The organism is Gulosibacter chungangensis (assembly GCF_008831155.1).
In the GTDB taxonomy this organism is placed as follows: domain Bacteria; phylum Actinomycetota; class Actinomycetes; order Actinomycetales; family Microbacteriaceae; genus Gulosibacter; species Gulosibacter chungangensis.
The window spans coordinates 21,865-39,807 of sequence record NZ_WBKB01000006.1 but is presented as its reverse complement, the minus strand read 5'-3'; the positions used below and the strand labels follow the sequence as shown (position 1 = coordinate 39,807).

Annotated in this window: 16 protein-coding genes; 11 read left to right on the top strand and 5 right to left on the bottom strand. The window is 61.5% G+C overall.

The window, feature by feature from the left end; all coding sequences use genetic code 11:
- Positions 1-56: 56 nt before the first annotated feature.
- Positions 57-443 (bottom strand): META domain-containing protein, encoded by a 387-nt coding sequence (locus F8O05_RS10070; RefSeq protein WP_158052619.1) that lies wholly within the window; start codon positions 441-443, stop codon positions 57-59.
- A gap of 175 nt (positions 444-618) precedes the next feature.
- On the opposite strand from F8O05_RS10070, the gene F8O05_RS10065 reads away from it, so the two are divergent.
- Entirely contained in the window at positions 619-1,806 is a 1,188-nt protein-coding gene (locus F8O05_RS10065) for a hypothetical protein (RefSeq protein ID WP_192497128.1), read from the top strand.
- Here F8O05_RS10065 and F8O05_RS10060 read toward each other — a convergent pair.
- Positions 1,752-2,678, bottom strand: a complete 927-nt coding sequence (locus tag F8O05_RS10060; protein ID WP_158052617.1) for a LysR family transcriptional regulator — start codon at positions 2,676-2,678, stop codon at positions 1,752-1,754. The genes F8O05_RS10065 and F8O05_RS10060 overlap by 55 nt on opposite strands.
- 102 nt (positions 2,679-2,780) lie before the next feature.
- Between F8O05_RS10060 and rarD the strand changes: the two genes are divergently transcribed.
- A complete protein-coding gene (gene rarD, locus F8O05_RS10055) occupies positions 2,781-3,845 on the top strand; it encodes an EamA family transporter RarD (RefSeq protein ID WP_192497127.1) in 1,065 nt (354 codons plus the stop codon).
- Positions 3,846-3,947: 102 nt separating this feature from the next.
- Positions 3,948-4,163, top strand: a complete 216-nt coding sequence (locus tag F8O05_RS10050; protein WP_158052615.1) for a hypothetical protein — start codon at positions 3,948-3,950, stop codon at positions 4,161-4,163.
- 123 nt (positions 4,164-4,286) lie between these two features.
- On the opposite strand, the gene F8O05_RS10045 is transcribed toward F8O05_RS10050, so the two are convergent.
- Positions 4,287-4,742, bottom strand: coding sequence for a hypothetical protein (locus tag F8O05_RS10045; RefSeq protein WP_158052614.1), 456 nt, complete (start codon positions 4,740-4,742; stop codon positions 4,287-4,289).
- Positions 4,743-5,194: 452 nt separating this feature from the next.
- Here F8O05_RS10045 and F8O05_RS10040 point away from each other — a divergent pair, with 452 nt between their 5' ends.
- Complete coding sequence (locus tag F8O05_RS10040) at positions 5,195-5,866, top strand: hypothetical protein (RefSeq protein ID WP_158052613.1); 672 nt, start codon at positions 5,195-5,197, stop codon at positions 5,864-5,866.
- Positions 5,867-6,057: 191 nt separating this feature from the next.
- Here the strand turns inward: F8O05_RS10040 and F8O05_RS10035 are convergent, their stop codons facing one another.
- Both F8O05_RS10035 and F8O05_RS10030 read right to left on the bottom strand, forming a co-directional pair.
- Positions 6,058-6,747 (bottom strand): asparagine synthase, encoded by a 690-nt coding sequence (locus F8O05_RS10035; RefSeq protein WP_158052612.1) that lies wholly within the window; start codon positions 6,745-6,747, stop codon positions 6,058-6,060.
- A 161-nt stretch (positions 6,748-6,908) separates the two neighbouring features.
- Entirely contained in the window at positions 6,909-8,180 is a 1,272-nt protein-coding gene (locus F8O05_RS10030) for an acyl-CoA dehydrogenase family protein (RefSeq protein WP_225735842.1), read from the bottom strand.
- Between the two features lie 322 nt (positions 8,181-8,502).
- Here F8O05_RS10030 and F8O05_RS10025 point away from each other — a divergent pair, with 322 nt between their 5' ends.
- The 7 genes from F8O05_RS10025 to F8O05_RS09995 all read left to right on the top strand — a co-directional run bounded on the left by F8O05_RS10025 (position 8,503) and on the right by F8O05_RS09995 (position 17,924).
- The gene (locus F8O05_RS10025) at positions 8,503-10,263 is read left to right on the top strand and encodes a dipeptide ABC transporter ATP-binding protein (protein ID WP_158052610.1); all 1,761 of its coding nucleotides are present in this window, start codon (positions 8,503-8,505) and stop codon (positions 10,261-10,263) included.
- Positions 10,260-11,198, top strand: coding sequence for an ABC transporter permease (locus F8O05_RS10020; RefSeq protein ID WP_192497126.1), 939 nt, complete (start codon positions 10,260-10,262; stop codon positions 11,196-11,198). Before F8O05_RS10025 ends, F8O05_RS10020 begins: the two co-directional genes overlap by 4 nt.
- Positions 11,195-12,181 carry an ABC transporter permease gene (locus F8O05_RS10015; protein WP_158052609.1) on the top strand — a complete coding sequence of 329 codons (987 nt, stop codon included), beginning with the start codon at positions 11,195-11,197 and terminating at the stop codon, positions 12,179-12,181. The genes F8O05_RS10020 and F8O05_RS10015 overlap by 4 nt, the downstream gene beginning before the upstream one ends.
- 18 nt (positions 12,182-12,199) lie before the next feature.
- Complete coding sequence (locus F8O05_RS10010; RefSeq protein ID WP_158052608.1) at positions 12,200-13,972, top strand: ABC transporter substrate-binding protein; 1,773 nt, start codon at positions 12,200-12,202, stop codon at positions 13,970-13,972.
- A gap of 146 nt (positions 13,973-14,118) precedes the next feature.
- Positions 14,119-15,195, top strand: a complete 1,077-nt coding sequence (locus F8O05_RS10005; protein WP_158052607.1) for an LLM class oxidoreductase — start codon at positions 14,119-14,121, stop codon at positions 15,193-15,195.
- 96 nt (positions 15,196-15,291) lie between these two features.
- Complete coding sequence (locus tag F8O05_RS10000; RefSeq protein ID WP_158052606.1) at positions 15,292-16,584, top strand: NtaA/DmoA family FMN-dependent monooxygenase; 1,293 nt, start codon at positions 15,292-15,294, stop codon at positions 16,582-16,584.
- Positions 16,581-17,924, top strand: a complete 1,344-nt coding sequence (locus F8O05_RS09995; protein ID WP_158052605.1) for a GNAT family N-acetyltransferase — start codon at positions 16,581-16,583, stop codon at positions 17,922-17,924. Before F8O05_RS10000 ends, F8O05_RS09995 begins: the two co-directional genes overlap by 4 nt.
- Positions 17,925-17,943: the final 19 nt, after the last annotated feature.

The window sequence follows — 17,943 nt, the reverse complement described above, 5'->3', positions numbered from 1 at the left end:
AGCGCGGGGCATAGCGCTGAGCAGGAACTCGAGCGGCCCAAGTCCGCAGACTACTCCTAGTTTTTCGTGAGGGTGCCAATTTCGACACCGCTGGAATTGAACACGTGCATCTCATCGCCGTGGATGACAGCAGTGTCGAGTTCTTCGAGCCACGTATTGACCCAATCGCAGTGCATCCGTGTTGAGGTGATTTCTTCAAAGCGGATGCGGTCGTTGACATCGTGACGCCAGGTGCCGTTGAGTCGATTGCAGCCGTCGGTGCCGTGGACCGTGTCTCCGGAAAATGACAGATTCGGTTGGTCGGATGCTTCGGAACCCCAGAAACCGTGTGGCGATGGCACAGGTGCGGCCTCTTCGGCGCTGCAAGAGGTCAAAAACAAAAACCCTGCCGTGGCCGCAAGCGCGGAAAAGACATAGCGACCGACAAACGGCAAGCGCGGCATTGCAACCTCTCATAATAGGTGGATGCGGTTCAGTTTATGTTGGACCGGTTGCCAGATAGTGAGGGTAAGCGCAACCTTTCACTAATCTTTACGACAAGTGGGGTCGTGACAACTGCCCGTGCTTGGATGCCGTCAGTCGACGGGCGAGACATCGGTGGAAGAGAATGAGCGGCGAATGGCTACGAGGCGGCGGGCGGATGCCGCGAAAGGTTCACAGGTGAGACACGGCATGGGTGTGAAGCCTTGTATTCGAAGCGCCCGGCCGCATATCTGCTCGGCGTTTGCCCTGCTCGCGACGCTGCTCGCCGGGTCGCTCGCGGGCTGCACACTCCTCGGGTCATCTGGCCAGACCCCTTATGGCCAGGCCGTGCACCACTGGGTCGAGCTTCAGTGTGAGGGACGGTACTCGGAGGCTAATTCGACGGCTGCAAAAGAAGGGCGCATCGACTCGCCAGGTTTTGTTGACTCGGATGCGCAGCTTCTGTCCGCCGATGGTCAGGCTTTCCTGCAGCTGAGCGAGCTCCGTAGAACCGGCAGCGACGTCGCACCGAAGATCGAAATCGTGGCGGCAGAAGTCGTCGGTGATGGCGGTCAAGCGGCCAACGTCGAGGTCAGCGGGACTTGTTACGGTGTGCCATTCCACGACACCATCACCGCAGTCAGCGACGGCGAAGACTGGAGCGTCAGAAATCGCATCACGCTTTTCCAGACCGACTCGTTCGTCCGCGGCAACGGCACGCAGTTCCGCTGGGCAGTCGTTGACATCCCAACCGGCACGTGGATCGAAGCGACCGACCCCTTTGATAGCGGTTGGCTGTTACCGCCCGGTGAGCACACGATGACCGTGCCGGAACACTTCCTCACCGGCGAACCCATCGAGCTATCAATCAATGTGTCACTGTTCGCGATTGCTGATGACCCGCCGATGATCACCTTCCACAACGACGCACTGGTGGATGCGATGGCCGAATTTCGCTCCCAATGCGATGGCGTCTGCGTGATCAATGACAGCGGCGTTTCCGAGTCGGGTGTTTGGTCAGCTGAGCCGCTGACCATTACCCCGCTTGAGGTGGATGCGGATGGTCGCGCCACGTACTCGGGTTCGGTCACGGTGATCCGTGACAACGGGGTCAACATCCCCTGGGGCTATATCGCGCCGAAGGACTGGGGTCTCGAGACTCCCGATACCGGGATCGCGGTCCTCGATCGTCCCATCAACCACGTCGCGGAATTCACCTGTCCGGACGGCGAAATCTGCACGCTCAGTGCCGACGAGGTACAAGCCAGCGGCGCCGGGATTGAAGCGATCTACTTTGTTGCTGAAGGCGACGGCGCAACGGTAGCTGGCTTCCGTCCAGAATGACCCTGCAGCAGCTTGATCACCGCCTGCAGCAGCGGCATGCCCTGTTGACTGGTGCGCGAGACGGTATAGACGGTGCGCAGCGCATCCTGCCCGAGATCGATGAAACGGACACCGGAAAGCATGTGTCTGGGGGTGAGTTCCGGTACGAACCCGATTGCGACCCCCGAGCGAACCAGATTGTGGTGCACGAGCACGTCGAAGGACTCGAAGCAGACCCGCGGCTCGAAGCCCGCACCGCGACACATTGACTCGGCCCAGCTGCGGGCGGGCGCACCCGGGAGCTCGACCACCCAATCGCAGTCGGCGACGTCTTGGAGCCCTCGCACTTCACGGTCAAACTTTTCGGGCACCGCGAGCATCATGCGATCGTGAAAAAGCACCGACTCGGTGATCTCCCCGGAATGTCGCAGGGTCTGATGTGGGTAGCGCTCAACGATCCCAATGTCGGCGGCGCGGGCGACTACGAGGTCGAGCGCCGCATCCGAATCGGCCTGCTGGACCGTCACTCGGGCTGCCGGATGCTCTATCGCGAGCTGCCGAACCAACGGTGGAATCAGCGAAAGGCAGGCGGTTTCGAATGCGCTGATCGCGACGCTGCCGGTTACCTCATTGGTGGATGCGCGCACCGCTGAGTGCGCACCCTCCCACTCGCGGAGTACCTCCTGGGCGTGCTGCAGCAGCACCTCGCCCTGTGGTGTGAGTCGCACCCGTCGCCCATCGGGTTCGATGAGGGATGCACCGAAGTCGCGTTCCAGCTGGGTGAGCTGCTGCGAGACCGCGGAAGTGCTGTAGGCGAGGGACCGCGCGACCGCTGAAATTGTGCCGAGGCGGCCAAGCTCGACGAGCATCTGTAGGCGTTTGATGTCGCTCATATTTGGAGCCTCGCAGAATGTGAAGTAAACCGCAACAATACTGTGCGGGAATTGCAGCTTTTACTTATATGTCTTCGCTCTTACGGTGGGAGCATGCCAGACATGATGATGCCCACCACTGCCGCGATCCCGGTGCTTCCCAAGGAGTCCGTGATGCGCGCACGTGAGGTGTCTGCACAGGTGGCTAAGCCCGAGCACGCCTCACACACCTCGCCTGCCAGCGCACGCAAGGGAGTGTTCGCATCCATCGCGGCTTCGGTCGCTTTCGCGGCGCTGTTCAGCGTCCCCGGGATGCTCACCGGGCTGGACCCCTTCGCGACCTTCGGATGGCGCGTGATCGCGGCGCTACCTTTCCTCGTGGCCATTCTCTTTGTGCTGCGTCAATGGGGCCAGATGGGGGAGCTGCTGGGGCGCATCCGCCGCCAACCGATGCAGCTTGGCATCCTGGCGTTCAATGCGCTGCTCTTTGGTGTGCAGATGTTTCTTTTCGCCTGGGGGCCGGTGAGCGGCAACGCGCTCGCGGTGTCCTTTGGCTATTTTCTGCTGCCGCTGGCGGTCGTCGCCCTCGGGGTCGTATTCCTCCGCGAACGGCTGAGTATCTTCGGCATCATCGCGGTCGTCCTCGCCGCGGCCGGCGTTACGATCGCCTTCGTGGCGGGTGCAAGCGTTTCTTGGGCGACGTTTGCGGTGGCTGTGGGATACCCCGCCTACTTCATTCTGCGCCGCAAATTTGAGCTCGACACCCCCTCTGCGCAGTCGCTGGAGATCGCTCTGCTGGCACCGGTTTCGCTGGTATTCGTGCTCCAGCCGGGAGCTTTCGAGGGGCTCTCCGCGCACCCCGGCAACTGGTACGGCCTGATCGCACTAGGCCTGCTGACCGCAGTCGGTTTCTCGGCCTACACGCTCGCGCAGCGAAATCTGCCGATGAGCGTGTTTGGGATGCTCGGCTATCTCGAACCGATTCTGCTCGTGGTGGTCTCAGTGCTCCTGATCGGTGAGCCGCTGGGCCTGGCGGATGCGCTGAGCTACGGTGCGATCGCGCTAGGCATTATCGCGCTCGGGATGGATGGAGTACCGAAGCGCTCGCGATCGAAGCAGGCCAAACGGCCCCGGCCTCGCGCATCGCGAATTGCGCGGCGGAAGTCCGCGCAGGTGAGTCGACGATAGCCATCGGTCGCTGGCCGATGGATGCAGCGCGTTCCGAATGGTTGGTCGGTGTGGCAGTGCCCGAGGATAGAAAAGTCAGCAGGCAAGAGTACCGTTCCCCGCATGAACGAGACGCACAGGGAATCTGAGGGTACGCCCAATACCGCTCCCGACGCCGTGCAGCGCTGGGAGGATTCCGGCGGCACCTGGAAGGTGGACGTGCTCGGGGCGGACCTCGTGCGCATCTTGCTGTGTCGCTGTGATGGCGGGGAAGTGGTCGACGCTATCGAAACGGCCGACTCCGCCACGGTTGCCTGGGCGCGCGCTCAAGCAAGCTAGTCGGAGCGGGGTTCCTGTTTCGCGCTGATCGGCATCGGTGGCGACCCCGTGCTTGGCGACACCGATGCAATGCTTTGTGACACCAGTGCTTGGCGGCACCGAACCCGGTGCCGCCATTTGCCGCTAGCGGGGGAGGAGATCCGCCGCTTCGAGTGCATCCTCAATCGAGAGCACGTGGTGGCGCCAGATCACGGTTACCGTCACGCTGAAGTCGTCGTTCACTTCGGCTTTGAGGCCGACGCGGGCGAATGCATCCAGCACATCGAGGGCGATCTCGGAGATCAAAATATCCTGCTGGCACGAATCCAATGCGATCGTGACCCGGGTGGGGAGTTCCGGGCTGAAGTCGTGCCAGGCACTGGCCAGCAGTGCGCAGGTGCCGCGCAGCTCCGGTCGACTATCGATGTCAAAGATATTGCCGAAGAGAGCGACGTCAATATCGGCGTTTTCGTGGAGGTCGTTCAGTGCCTCGTAGAAGCGGTCCGTGTCGGTGTGTTCAGAATCCCAAGCGAGCGCCGTATCGTGTGCGGCGCTCCAGAGGGTACGAACAACTTCTTCGGCTGACTGCTCCGCATTCATCTCGTAAGCGGCGGCAATCGAAGGGGGAAAGTGCGCAACTCGCCATCGTCGATGTAGTCGTGCAAAAGGTCGCAGGCCTCGTATGGGTCCAGGAGCTGTCCCGTCAGAATTCGCTCATACACATCGCGAAGAACCCAGTTGTCTTTGGGGAGTTCGGAAAGGGACACCCCAACGTTTGGGTAGTGCGTGAAATCCTCAAATGTCATGCCGTGACGCTAACACCCATGACAGGACAAAGGTGGCAGATTTACAAAGGACTGCACGCTGCGAATATAGAGACTCGGTCTAAAGGGACTTTTGGGGATTGACGGCACTGTCCCCAAGGGGATGGGCGTCCGTCATCCCAAAGCAGCAAATCTTCGCCCAGATTTGTCCGAGCGAAATTGGTATTCAAGACTATGAGTGACACTTTTCGTGCGCATCGATGCGCCAAACGAACGGAAATCGCAAATATGAAGACTAAGCAGCTGCTGGCGCTCCTGGGAATTGGCGCCGTCGGATTCGGACTCGTCGGGTGCTCTTCCAACGAAGAACCCGAAGCCGAGGAGACCACCGAGGTCGTTGAAGAAGAAGTCGATGAGGCCGAAACTACCGAAGAAGAGCCCGCTGAGTCGGAGGGCACCGACACCGGTGCGGCACCGGCGGGCGACGTCACCGCTCCCGGAACCGAGCTCGCTTTCGGTGAAGGCGCAATCGTGCCGCTCGAATACGCGGGAGAAACCGGCCTGGTCGAGATCACACCGATTGAGGTCGTGCCGGGAGACCCCGCAGACCTCGACTCGCTTGACCTCGGCGCGCAGGGCGAAGGCATCACCCCCTACTACATCACCGTCGAGGTGACCGGTGTTGACGAGTCCTCGGCTAACCTCACCCACGCGAGCGTCAACGGCGATCTGGATGCGCTGCTCGAGGGCGGCGACGATGCGGACCTCATCTCCATCATCGGTAAGTGGGAGCCCTGCGAATCAGAGTCCGCGCCCGGTGATTTCGGTCCCGGTGTGACGTTCACCACCTGCGTCCCCGGTTTCTCGACTTCGGACACTCCGGTTGCTGGGATCCAGTTCTCGCCGTTCAAGGGTGAGTACAACGTACTTGACGGTAGCCCGGTGGTCTGGACCAAGTAGTAGGCCCCAGGCTGACAACTTAAGACGCCCTGTGGTGAGGGATCACCACAGGGCGTTAGGTTGTTTTAGGGAGGGAATTAAAGAGAAGTTCTTCCAACCCTGCAATGATTATGCACCTTCATAGAGATGAAGAGTTGGGTGTACGCGTAACACTCATGCAATTCGCGGTGACGGCCCGGCAAACCCGAATGCTATCGGGATCGGATGCGCTGCCAGATCCGGCTCAGAAGACCCTGTTGTTCGCTCGTGGAGTCACCGGCACTCTTGTGCGCTTCCTCTTTTTCCGCTTGTCGCTGGGCAGCAGCCTGGCGCTTCTTCAGGATGCGCAGATCCTTTTCAAGCTTCGGCAGGTCGACCCGCAGCACGTCCTGCATCCGCTCCGCCCGAGCCTCCGACTCTTCTTCGGTGAGTTCCCCAACCCGAGCAAACTCGCTATCCAGGTTGAACTGGATATTGCGAGAAATCTCACCCCAAGCGGCTTCATGAGCGACTCGAACGAGTTCTTCGACAGCTTCGGTGTCGGCGGCCCGCTCGCGCAGCTTGTGTGCGACGAGGTCTGCCTGATCCCTGCGGTGCTTGAGGTTTCCGAGGTCGGCCTTCTGGTAGTCGTGCATGCTCATCGGTCGACTGCGTCGGCGTTTGGCCTTTTGCATCATCGTTTCGAGCCGAACAACTTCCGCTTCAGATTCGCGGGCGAGGTCGCGCAGCGTCTCTCGCGCGAACTCCACGTACTGAGCCACGGTGAAATTTACGTCACCCGAGAGGGTATCGACGAGGATGCGGTTTTTCACCGCGAGCCTGGTGGTCGCGGATGCGATAAATACGCCCTCGGTCGCGATCTGTTCCGACGTGGGCTGCTTTGATTCTTCTGGTTCCGGCATCGACACCTCCCTCTCCCCTTAAGAATCTACTCTGCGCGGGTTGGTTTGCGTGCAGCGGCCGCGCGGGAGAGCCGGAACCGGGTCCGAAATGCGCTCGAAGCGTCGCAGACTTGGGCGGCGTAAGCCTGCGTTGGTATCAGATCCGGCGAAGTCGGCGCCGATTAGCCCTGTCCCTGGCCACCGGTGCTTTCGGTGAGTTGCCTCGTGAAGCTATCGGTCGAGTTCTCGCCATTGACGAGATAGTTACCGAGGATGCGCTCCTTGTATACGCGCGGATTGTGATTGGCAATCGTGCGGGCATTGCGCCAGTGGCGGTCGAGGCCGCGAGCCACGGTTGTTCCGGATGCGCCGAGTGCGTCGAATACGAGGGTCGCCTCGCGCAGCACGGAGTCGGTAATGGCGATCTGTGCTTGGGTGACCTCGATGCTCGCCTTGATCAGTGCATCCTGACCCGCCTCGGTATCGCCAGCGGCCTGTGCGAGGGCGATCACATCCAGCGATGAAGCTGCCTTCTCGAGTGCGATCTCGGCGATGTAGCGGAGCGTGTGCACCTGGCCGATGATCTGCAGCAGCTGCGGGTCCTTGTGTGGCACCTCATCGAGGCCGTGGGTGTAATTGCGACCGCGCTCCCGGAGCGCGACGATGCCGTCGCGCTCGATAGCCCGGCCGATGCCGGTGAGTACCGACAGCAGTGACGTTTGGTAGAACAGCCCCTGATAGCTAAACCGGTCTTCCACCCGGAAGAGATCTTCGCCCTGAACTACCGCATCCCGATAGGTGGCGCTGCCGCTGGAGGTGGTCTGCTGGCCGAAACCGGGCCAGTCGTCGACGAGTTCAACTCCGGGCTGGTGGCGCGGAACCAGCGCGGTAAGGAACTGGCCGTCTTCCGTCTTGCCGATCACATCAAGCCAGTCGGCGTAGAGGCTGCCCGTGGCGTAAAACTTTGCGCCACTGATGCGATAGGCACCGTCCTCGTGCGGCGTAATGAGCGTCTTGAGCGTCTTGTAGGTGCCGTTATTTGCTTCCGTCCAGCCCCCGCCGACGAAATCACCCGCGAGGAATCGCTTGAGCCAGCGTTCGGTGACGGCCGGGTCGGTCTCGGGGCGGGCCGATGCGGCGAGCCGGTCCTCAACGAAGGCAAGATGGTTGCGCCAAATGTGCGCAATGTTCGCATCCGCTTCGGCGAGATCTGCGAGCACGAGAAAGGTCTGTCGGAGCGAAGCCCCGAGGCCACCGGCGGACTCGGGGACCCGAATGACACCGAGACCCGCTTCGGTGAGCCAGCGGACCTGCTCATGCGGGAGCGTGCGGGTGAGTTCCCGGTCGACATTACCCTCGGCAATCCTCGCGATTACCGGGGCGAATCGGGCCTTGAGGTCTTCGTCGGTGGCGGTACCGGATTGCAGGAGTACCTGAGCGGTGAGTGAGGTCAAATCTTCATTCCTTCGGGTCTGTGCTGCGGCATCGGTGCTGCGGAGCATCGTCGCGGATGTGCCCGAGTCGGATTCGGGGCTGGCTATAGGCAGGGACTGTATAGCGAGAAAGCAGCCGATCACGAAGCTGATTACGGCGTATGTCCGTTTGTGAAACTCCGCGTCACTGTGTGAATGCACATGACGAAATATTCACCGGGAGCTTTGACCGAGCCACTTCCGCTTCGCACACTTCTTGAGGCAAGACCGACGCGCAACACCGTGGAGCTATGCCGCCTCGTGACACAGCCCGGCGAACCTACCCCGCAGAAATGGACCCAGTATGACCCTCTTTCAGGTGACCGATCTCACCGTGCAGTTCGGTAGTGCAACGCGCCACCTGACTGCTGTCCCGCGGGCGGTCGATGGTGTTTCATTCGAAGTCGCAGCTGGAAAGACTCTCGCAATCGTGGGGGAATCTGGCTCCGGAAAAACTGTGTCGTTATTGGCCGCAACCGGGCTGTTGGCAGATCGCGTTCAAGTGACGGGGTCGGCAACGCTTCGGGGCGAACAACTCATGGAACTTTCGGAAAGCGCCCACCGAAGCGTCCTTGGCGGAGAGATCGGGTTCGTGTTCCAAGACCCGGCGAGCAATCTGCATCCCTTTAAGCGAATCGGCACGCAGATCGCCGAAGCGGTGCGCGCACACCAGCGGATCTCGCGGACTGCGCTGCGAGCGCGCGTAACCGAGCTGCTGCAGCAGGTGGGACTGGGACGTGACCCCAAAGTTGCGCGCGCATACCCGGCGGAGCTCTCCGGAGGCCAGCGGCAACGCGTCATGATTGCGATCGCGATCGCGAATAACCCCGCATTGATCATCGCGGATGAGCCGACCACAGCACTCGATGCGAGTGTGCAGGCCGAGATTTTGGCGTTATTGAAGCGGCTGCAGGAGGAACACAATACGGCCATTGTGATCGTCAGCCATGACCTCGCGGTGGTCGGTAGCTTTGCCGACGACGTGGTGGTCATGCGCCACGGCAAGGTCATCGAGTGCGGTACTCGTGACGACATATACGGCGAGCCGCGTGAGGCTTACACGCGAGAGCTGCTCGCGGCCTCCGCGATGCACGTGGCCCGCAATGCAGCGACGATGACCGAGGCGACCGTCGCGAGTGTGACTCGAGTGGCACAGACCCCGGCTGCTGAAGGAACAATCCTTCGTGTGCGCGGGCTGACCAAGTCATATCCAAAACGCAGCGGGCACGGACGCACCACAGTGTTCGAGAACATCGATCTTGAATTGGCGCGGGGTGAGGTGCTTGCGCTGGTCGGAGAATCTGGTTCGGGGAAATCAACGATCGGGCGAATCGTCGCGGGCCTGCAATATGCGGATTCGGGCGAGATTGTCCTCGACGGTGAGACGCTGCCCACGGCGAAGACGGATGCGGTTCCCACGTTGGCAGTGTCGACCCGACACAAGGTGCAACTCGTCTTTCAAGACCCTTATACGAGTCTGAATCCGCGTCGTACCGTGGCCTGGTCGATCGCATCCGGGTATCGGGTCCAAGGCATCGACCGAGACAAGACTTGGCGCCGCGTCATTGAGGTTGCCGAGCTCGCGCAGCTGCCGCTTAACCTATTGCAGCGCTATCCGAGTGCGCTTAGTGGCGGGCAACGGCAACGCGTCGCTATTGCCCGCGCGCTCATGCTTGCGCCAGACATCATCGTGGCCGATGAGGCGATCTCGGCACTCGATGTCACGACTCAGCGAGAAATTGTGCAGCTCATCCAGCGACTGCGCGAGCGAGAAGGCACGGCCTTTCTTTTTATTACGCACGACCTCGGCGTCGTGCGCAGCCTGGCTGACAACGTGATTGTGCTTTCTGCCGACGGTGTTGAGGATGCTGGACCGGTCGAGCAGGTCTTTGCCCAACCGACCTCGGCTTATACCCGCCAGTTGCTCGACGCGATCCCGAAGCTTCCCGTGACTACGCGCATCCAACCTGGGGACGTGGAGACCGAACAGAACGGAGTCGCGCACCCCGACAGCGTTTCAACCGAGTCCGAGCAACGCTTCGCGAAGGAGGCTGTCAGCTCATGATGACTGTTACTTCGCTGCAGGTCTCAACTGCTGAGGGATTGCAGCGGGTGGGGAAGCTCATCCGCAACGACCGCAGCCTGCTCATTGGCCTGGGCATTGTCGCGGGGGTTGTACTTTTGGCTCTTCTTGCACCCGTCATTGCATTCTTGCTCGGCCATGGACCGAACGACCAGTTCCCGGACGAAACCCTGAGCGAAAGCGGTCTACCGGTCACTTCGGCACCTGGTTTCTTGCTCGGTGTGGACGGCAGCGGGCGGGATGTGTTCCTCCGCACCATTTACGGTGCCAGAGTCTCCCTGCTGGTGGGTATTCCGGCTACCTTAATCGCCGCGGTGATTGGGACACTCGTGGGACTGATCGGTGGCTACTTTGGTGGGAAGACCGATACTGTCCTGACCGAACTCACGAATATTGCACTCGCGTTTCCGTTCCTTGTGACGGCGCTGAGCCTCGTGACGCTGAACCGGGCGGACGGTGGTTCGACGGTGATTGATCCGGTCCTCGTGGTAATCCTCATCATCGCGCTGTTCTCCTGGACCTATTTCGCAAGACTCGTGCGCGGACAGGCGATTGAGATCAAGCACCGTCCATTCGTCCTTGCGGCTATCGGGTCGGGTGCGAGCAAAAGCCGGGTTGTCTTCAGCGAGATCCTGCCGAGTGTGTTGCCCGCCGTGATCGTCTACTGGGCGGTGCAGCTACCGACCAACATCATTGCGGAAGCGACCCTGTCGTTCTTGGGCCTCGGTGTGCGGCCGCCGACAGCGAGTTGGGGAAACATGATCGCGAACGCGCAAGAAACAGCCCTCTACCAAGTGCAACCCTGGCTGCTGATCGCTCCTGGTGCTGCACTCGCGCTGACGGTATTCGGCTTCAACCTGGTGAGTACGCGCCTGCAGGTGCACTTCGACCCGAAGAATGCGAGTCGCGGAGAATGACCCGGTACATCACTAAGCGTCTTGGGCGCACGCTCTTCACTCTCTTCGCCGTCGTGCTCGCGACCTTTGGACTCTCGCAGGTCGCCTACAGTGACCCTGCTCGGATGATCGCGCCCGAGAACGCGACCGAAGCCACCATCGAGTCGATCCGCGCGAGTCTTGGACTCGACCAACCCTGGTGGGTGCAGCTGTGGCGCTACCTCGTGCACGGTCCCGATATCCAGGGTGTCCCTAGCGGCATGCTCACGAACTGGCCTCCGAGCCTCGGATACTCGTACCATTCGCAGCGCCCGGTGAGTGAACTCATCCTTGAAAAACTCCCGGTCACCATTGACCTGGCAGTCGGTGCCTTCGTGATCTGGATGGTGCTGTCGGTGCTTCTTGGCGTCACGGCTGCACGCAAGCCCGGTGGCTGGTTCGACCGGGTCACTTCTGGGATCTCCTACGTGCTGCTGTCGATCCCCACGTTCCTGCTCGGCGTGCTCTTCCTCTACTTCTTCTACTTCCAGCTCTCGATGAACGGATTCCGGATCTTCCCGGGCGGTGGCTACGTGCCATTCAACGAATCGCCGTCCGAGTGGTTCCGGCATCTCATCCTGCCTTGGCTCACGATCGCGCTCGTCGAGATCGGGGTCTTCCAACGAGTCGTGCGCAGCTCGGTACTGGAAGTAGCCGGCAACGACTACATTCGCACAGCGCGAGCCAAGGGCCTTGGTCCCAATCGCGTCTACTTCGGCCACGCGCTCTCGGCCGCAGCGAACCCGATCATGACCCTCGGGGCGATTGAGTTCGCCGCAATCCTCGGCGGTGCCATCGTTACCGAGCAGATCTTCGGCCTCGACGGCATTGGCCGACTCGCAGTGACCTCGGCGCAGGGCGGCGACGCACCCGTCGTAATCGCGGTCGCGCTCGTCGGTGCCGTCGCCTTCGTCCTCTTCACCACCATCGTCGACATCATCACCCACGCCCGCAGCGGCAAATAACACCCTGAAAGGGATCTCATGGCTAGAACACGAAAGACCGGAATCGCGGCGCTCTTTGCCGTTGCCGCATTGGCGCTCTCCGGTTGCACCGGAACGTTCGGCGAAGCCGCCGAACCAACCGGTGACGACCTGTACGGCGGCACGCTCAACGTCGCGTCGATGGGGGACGTGGATGCACTTGACCCGTTGATTGCTTATACGACGGAGGCGTGGCAGGTCATCCGCGCCACCACTCGTCAGCTCATAACCTATTCCGGCAGCAGCGAAGGTATTGGCAACGACACTGAAATCGTCCCGGACCTCGCTGAAAGCTGGGATGTCTCGGATGACGGGCTGACATACACCTTCCACCTGCGTGAAGGCATCCATTTCTCGGGTGCCACCGACCGGGAAATCACGGCCAATGACTTCGTCTACGCGATCAAGCGATTCCCCGACCCGAACGCTAACGTGAGCGCGATCACCTATTACAACAACCTCTTCGAGGGCTTCGAAGAGTACGCGGATAAGTTTGCGGAAGTGCCGGTTGGTGACTTGGGCGCGGTTCAGGAATTCCACGCGGAGAACGAGATTAGTGGGGTGACGGCTCTCGACGACCACACGCTCGAGCTCAAACTCACCAAGAAGTCGAATGACCTCCTCGATATCCTCACCTTGAACTTCATCTCGCCGCTGCCGGAAGAGATCGTCGAGAATTACTTTGCCGATTCGCTCGAGTTCCGTCAGAACTATGTGTCGAGCGGGCCGTACTACATCTCCAACTACCAGCCCGACCAGCTGCTCGAACTCACTCGCGTTGACGGTTACGATTCGGCAGCCGTCGGAGATCCACGCCCGGCATACGCCGATGTGATCAGCATTGACACCACCGCCGATTCGGCGGATGCGGTGGCACAGAAGATTCAGACCGGTGAAGCGGATGCATCCCTCTACGTGCGCGCCTTCCCGGCGCAGGTGATCGAGACCTACCAAAACACCCAACCCGAGAACCTTCACACCTCGGCAAGTGGTTCGGCTGTGTTTATGAGCTGGAATAATTCCGGGGACCCGCAGACTGAGGCGCAGGAGGCACTCACCGACCTCACGGTTCGTCAGTCGGTCAACTACGCGATCGACCGAGGTGACCTGGTGCGCGGTTTGGGCGGCGAGACGGCGGCGATTCCGAGCACTGAAATTCTGACCTCCACGATTCTTGGCTACAACGATGAAAACCCCTACCCAACTGAGGGCGACCGGGGCGACACTGAGCAGGCGGCCGCGCTGCTGCAGGAATCAGGCCATGAAGGCCTGACCCTTTCGATCGCCTACCGCTCCGAAGCGGAATACGAGAAAATGGCAACGTCGATCCAGGCTTCGCTTGAAGCTGCCGGTTACTCAGTCAATCTGGTGCCAATCACCGGTGGCTTTGGCGGCATGAGCGCATTCCTTTCCGACCCTGCCAACGGTTCCCAGTGGGATCTGGCGATCACTACCTGGTCGCCCGACTGGCAGGGAAACAGCGCTTCGATGACGCTCGGTGGCTGGCTCAACTCGGATATCGCTCCCGGGGGCACATGGAACGGCGTGACCTACGACAACCCGGAACTCAACGAGATCACCCAGCAGGCGATCGGCGCCGAAGACCCCACTGACCTGTGGCAGCAGGCGAATGCCCTCGCCTCGGAAGACCTCGCCTGGTTCCCACTAGTCGAGCGCGTTAAGACCATCCCGACCACACCACAGGTCGCGAACTGGACTTGGTCTTCGCTCGGGAACGGCCCGGACTTCACGAGCCTGTCCGTCCAGGGCTAACCCTTCAGCTGGCTGAGTAGCGTGCGCGTCGACGGGCATGCAACCCTCGATGCTCCGCTACTCGGCGAACAACCGGTCGACTTTATCGACCGGTGAATGGCGAACTGTTCCGCCCCTCGGCGAACAGCCACGAAAGGAAGAACACGATGACATCGACCACTGCAGGTCGACCGGTGCAGCTCGCCGTCGGGTTGACCGACCGGCATGTGCTGGAACTGCTGGGCGACCAGACGCTGCTTGAGCGATTCAACTTCGCTGCGCTGTCTTTCGCGATCGTCGGGACGAATCGGCTCGCGAATTATCCGACTACCGATGCCCATACCGAACCCGCCCAACTCGACACGGGCTTGCTCACCGCGACCCTCAAGCAGCGAGCTCGCAGCCTGCGACTCATTGCTGCCGCAACCATCCAACGCGATCACCCATATAGCCTCGCGCGCCGCATCGCATCCCTCGATGTGCTCGCGGGTGGGCGCACCGGTCTGCTACTTGACTCGGAGGATGCAGCGCTGGTGAAGCAAGCGACCGCGGCCGCATCACAGCCTCGATCGGATGCTTCTGCGAACTCGGCTACACCGGTCGCTTGGCAGGGAATCGACGGCCAGGTGGATATCCCGCTGTCGGTCGAGACCGTGGTGGATGCGGCCGAGGCGATCGTGCAGTTGTGGCAGAGCTGGCCGCGCGAGTCGATCATTGCAGATAAGGAAGCTGGCGTGTATACCCAAGCCAACCGCATCCGCAACGTCGAGCACGAAGGTGTTTACCGCATTCACGGGCCAATCAGCGTGCCGACCTCGGCGCAGCAAACGCCCGTCCTTGCTGGGCTCGTGAGTACGGTGGGGGAACACACCGCTCCCGGGCTTTTCGATCTGCTGCTTGCCAGTGAACGGGAAGCAACGAGCCATTCGAGCGCGGAAGAATCCCTTCCCAGCACCCCGGTATTTGAGGTGCTGCCGGCTGGATACGGTCGCACGACCGTGGCCGCGGCCCGAGCCGCGATTGACCGCGGACGACAGGGTCTCGTGGTGACACCATCCGAAGGTCGAACCGGGCTGATTGGACTTCTCGATGACACGTTGCCTGCGCTCGCGGAAGCTGGCATTGACGGCGGCAGCATCCCCTCGCAAACACTTCGTGCCACTCTCGGGATCCCCTTCCAGCCAGATCGCCTGGTGGGCAAACCCTCCGCTTTTGCCGCACCGGCTGTCCAGTCGAGACTCTGACCGCGGCGGCAAATCCGCATCCGTCGGCCCGCATCCAACCGCGTCGCTTCGACGCCTCAGCAAAAGCTCAATCGCAATAAGTAAGGAAACTGACTCATGTCCGAATCGCAGACTGGGCACGTTCTGCTCGGTATCAACGCACTGGTGCTCGGCTATGTGCCGTCGGCATGGAAGTCGAATCGGTTGCAACCGAATTCCGCCTTTGACGCGGACTATTGGACGCAGATTGGGAAGACCGCGGAACGGGGGACTCTCGACGCGGTGTTTCTCGCCGACGGGCCCTTCCTCGGGGATCCGTCCTATGACGCGAATGCGGCGAAGTTTGATCCGACTGTGCTGTGGACGCATGTGGCGCAGGCCACCGAACACATCGGGCTCATCTCGACCGCAACGACCTCCTTCAACGATCCCTATGAACTGGCCCGGCGCATCCTCACCGCCGACTATCTCTCAGGCGGCCGGGCGGGTTGGAACCTCGTGACCACCAACTCGGCGGCCTCGGCGGCGAACTACGGGCTTACGGAGCTGCCAACACGGGAGGACCGCTACGGTCGGGCGAATGAGTTCGCGGACATTGTGGTGGGGCTGTGGGATTCGGCACGCACCGGTGAGCGGTTCCGGTACGAAGGCAAGTACCTTTCGATTGATGCGACGCTCGAGGCGCCGATATCCGCGCAGGGGCGACCAATCATCTTCCAAGCTGGTGGGTCGGGGCCCGGTCGACAGATCGCGGGGAAACTCGCGGACGGTGTCTTTGCGGCAGAGATCACCAAAGAATCAGCAATTCAGCACTACCGCGAGGTGAAGGAAGCCGCGATTGAATACGGGCGGGCGCCGCAGGATGTGAAGATTCTGCCGGGGCTGCTGGTGACGCTTGGCAGCACCGAGGAAGAAGCCAAGCGCCGCATCGACGAACTCTACGATTCCAGTCCGGCAAGCTATTCGCTCGGTTGGCTCTCGCGCACGATCGGGTACGACGCATCCACCCTGCCCCTGGACGAGCCATTTCCTGACTGGCTGCTGAACTCGGAATTGGATGCGAATAGCAGGCTCGGCAGCGTCGGCTTCCGTCAGTCTATCTTCGAGCAAATCCGACAGACTAAGCCCACGGTGCGCGAATATTTAAAGCGGACCCGCTATCAGGGCTCCGGCCACGGCGGGTTTGTCGGTACTCCCGAGCAGCTGGCCGACCGGATCGAAGACTGGTTCCGTTTGGGTGCGGTGGACGGCTTTAACCTGCAACCGGATGTGCTGCTCGAGAGCCTCGAGGTGATTGTGGATGGGGTGGTGCCGATTTTGCGTAAGCGCGGCCTCTATCGCCACGAGTATGAGACGAATACCCTGCGCGGACATTTTGCTTCGACTTCGCGCGCTACGGTTGGCGCATGACGGCAGCGGAACACGGCACGGACCCTGGGAACAGCATTGGCGATCGGGCGGGCTCTGGCGCGGAGTTGACTCTGCGCCGCTTCCGAACGGGGGATGCCCCGGGCCCGCTCAGCGAAGAAGTGAAAGCCTGGCTCGTTGCGCACGAGATCGGCTTCCAGCTGCCGCCCGGTTCGGCAGCAAAACACGAGGCTCTGGCGCAGGCCCGGCTTGCGGACAAGGCCGAATTTACCGGAGTCTACGACGCACAAAATCTCTATGGCGCACACATCCCGGTGGCCACATACATCAGTTATCGGCGCACCCTGAACGCGGGCCGCGAGCTATTGCCCGCGCACCTCATCACCGGCGTGGGGGTGCGGGCGGAATACCAAGGTCGCGGCATCCTGCGGCGGGTGATCAGCGAGGACCTCGCACGGGCGCAGCGCGATGGCGTACCGATTGCGGCGCTCACCGCCACGGAAGGCGGCATCTATTCACGGTTCGGGTTTGGGGTTTCGACTTTCCAGAAGTCGGTTGAGGTGGATGCGCGCACCGCGAAGTTCCGCGAGGGGCACGGTGCCACCGGCACCGTGCAGCAGATTGACCGGGTAACCTACGACCGCGTGGCGGAGGGTGTCTTTGACCGTTTCCACGGCGCCACGACCGGTTCGATTGGCCGGGCCACGCTGACACCGCGTGGTATCGCGGGGGAATTCGGCTTCGACCAGGCCGACCTGAATCCGAACCCGAACCGCCGCTTCGCCGCCCACATCGCTGCATCCTCGGGCGAGATCGACGGCTATGTCGCCTATCAGCATCGCGGTTGGCACGGTAGCCCGCGGGTGATTGAGGCCGTTGATATCGTTGCAGAAACCCGCGCGGGCTATCTTGCTCTGTGGGAGTACCTGCTGCGGCAGAGCCTGACCGATGTGATCCGTTTTGAGCACGCACCGGCCGCAGATGTGCTGCCCTGGGCGCTCGTCGACCCGCGCGCATATCGCGTGGTGACTGAAAACGACTTACTGTGGTTGCGCATCCTCGACGTCGAGCAGGCCCTCGCCGCGCGCGACTGGCTGGTCGACGGTGATGTCACCTTCCAAGTGCAGGATGCGCTGGGGCTAATCGACGGGGCCTATCGTCTTGAGACGCGAAGCGGCAAAGCGACGGTCACCCGAACCGCGTCGAAGGAAGTCGATGCGACTATCGACGCATCCGCGCTCGCATCGCTCTACCTCGGGGGAGTGTCGGTGCAGCAACTGCTCGGCACTGGGCTTGTGAGGGCTGCTTCGCCTGAGGCAGTCGAAACTCTGCAGCGGCTTTTCACCACCTCGACCACCCCCTACACCAACACCATCTTCTGATCCGACGGTGGGGTCGCAC

What these genes read in the sequence shown, in the direction of transcription:
- F8O05_RS10010 (WP_158052608.1), top strand. Translation starts at nt 12,200, where the DNA reads ATGGCTAGAACACGAAAGACCGGAATCGCGGCGCTCTTTGCCGTTGCC.
- F8O05_RS10050 (WP_158052615.1), top strand. Translation starts at nt 3,948, where the DNA reads ATGAACGAGACGCACAGGGAATCTGAGGGTACGCCCAATACCGCTCCC.
- F8O05_RS10020 (WP_192497126.1), top strand. Translation starts at nt 10,260, where the DNA reads ATGATGACTGTTACTTCGCTGCAGGTCTCAACTGCTGAGGGATTGCAG.
- F8O05_RS10070 (WP_158052619.1), bottom strand. Translation starts at nt 443, where the DNA reads ATGCCGCGCTTGCCGTTTGTCGGTCGCTATGTCTTTTCCGCGCTTGCG.
- F8O05_RS10015 (WP_158052609.1), top strand. Translation starts at nt 11,195, where the DNA reads ATGACCCGGTACATCACTAAGCGTCTTGGGCGCACGCTCTTCACTCTC.
- F8O05_RS10040 (WP_158052613.1), top strand. Translation starts at nt 5,195, where the DNA reads ATGAAGACTAAGCAGCTGCTGGCGCTCCTGGGAATTGGCGCCGTCGGA.
- rarD (WP_192497127.1), top strand. Translation starts at nt 2,781, where the DNA reads ATGATGATGCCCACCACTGCCGCGATCCCGGTGCTTCCCAAGGAGTCC.
- F8O05_RS10060 (WP_158052617.1), bottom strand. Translation starts at nt 2,678, where the DNA reads ATGAGCGACATCAAACGCCTACAGATGCTCGTCGAGCTTGGCCGCCTC.
- F8O05_RS10045 (WP_158052614.1), bottom strand. Translation starts at nt 4,742, where the DNA reads ATGAATGCGGAGCAGTCAGCCGAAGAAGTTGTTCGTACCCTCTGGAGC.
- F8O05_RS10065 (WP_192497128.1), top strand. Translation starts at nt 619, where the DNA reads ATGGCTACGAGGCGGCGGGCGGATGCCGCGAAAGGTTCACAGGTGAGA.
- F8O05_RS10000 (WP_158052606.1), top strand. Translation starts at nt 15,292, where the DNA reads ATGTCCGAATCGCAGACTGGGCACGTTCTGCTCGGTATCAACGCACTG.
- F8O05_RS10025 (WP_158052610.1), top strand. Translation starts at nt 8,503, where the DNA reads ATGACCCTCTTTCAGGTGACCGATCTCACCGTGCAGTTCGGTAGTGCA.
- F8O05_RS10005 (WP_158052607.1), top strand. Translation starts at nt 14,119, where the DNA reads ATGACATCGACCACTGCAGGTCGACCGGTGCAGCTCGCCGTCGGGTTG.
- F8O05_RS10035 (WP_158052612.1), bottom strand. Translation starts at nt 6,747, where the DNA reads ATGCCGGAACCAGAAGAATCAAAGCAGCCCACGTCGGAACAGATCGCG.
- F8O05_RS09995 (WP_158052605.1), top strand. Translation starts at nt 16,581, where the DNA reads ATGACGGCAGCGGAACACGGCACGGACCCTGGGAACAGCATTGGCGAT.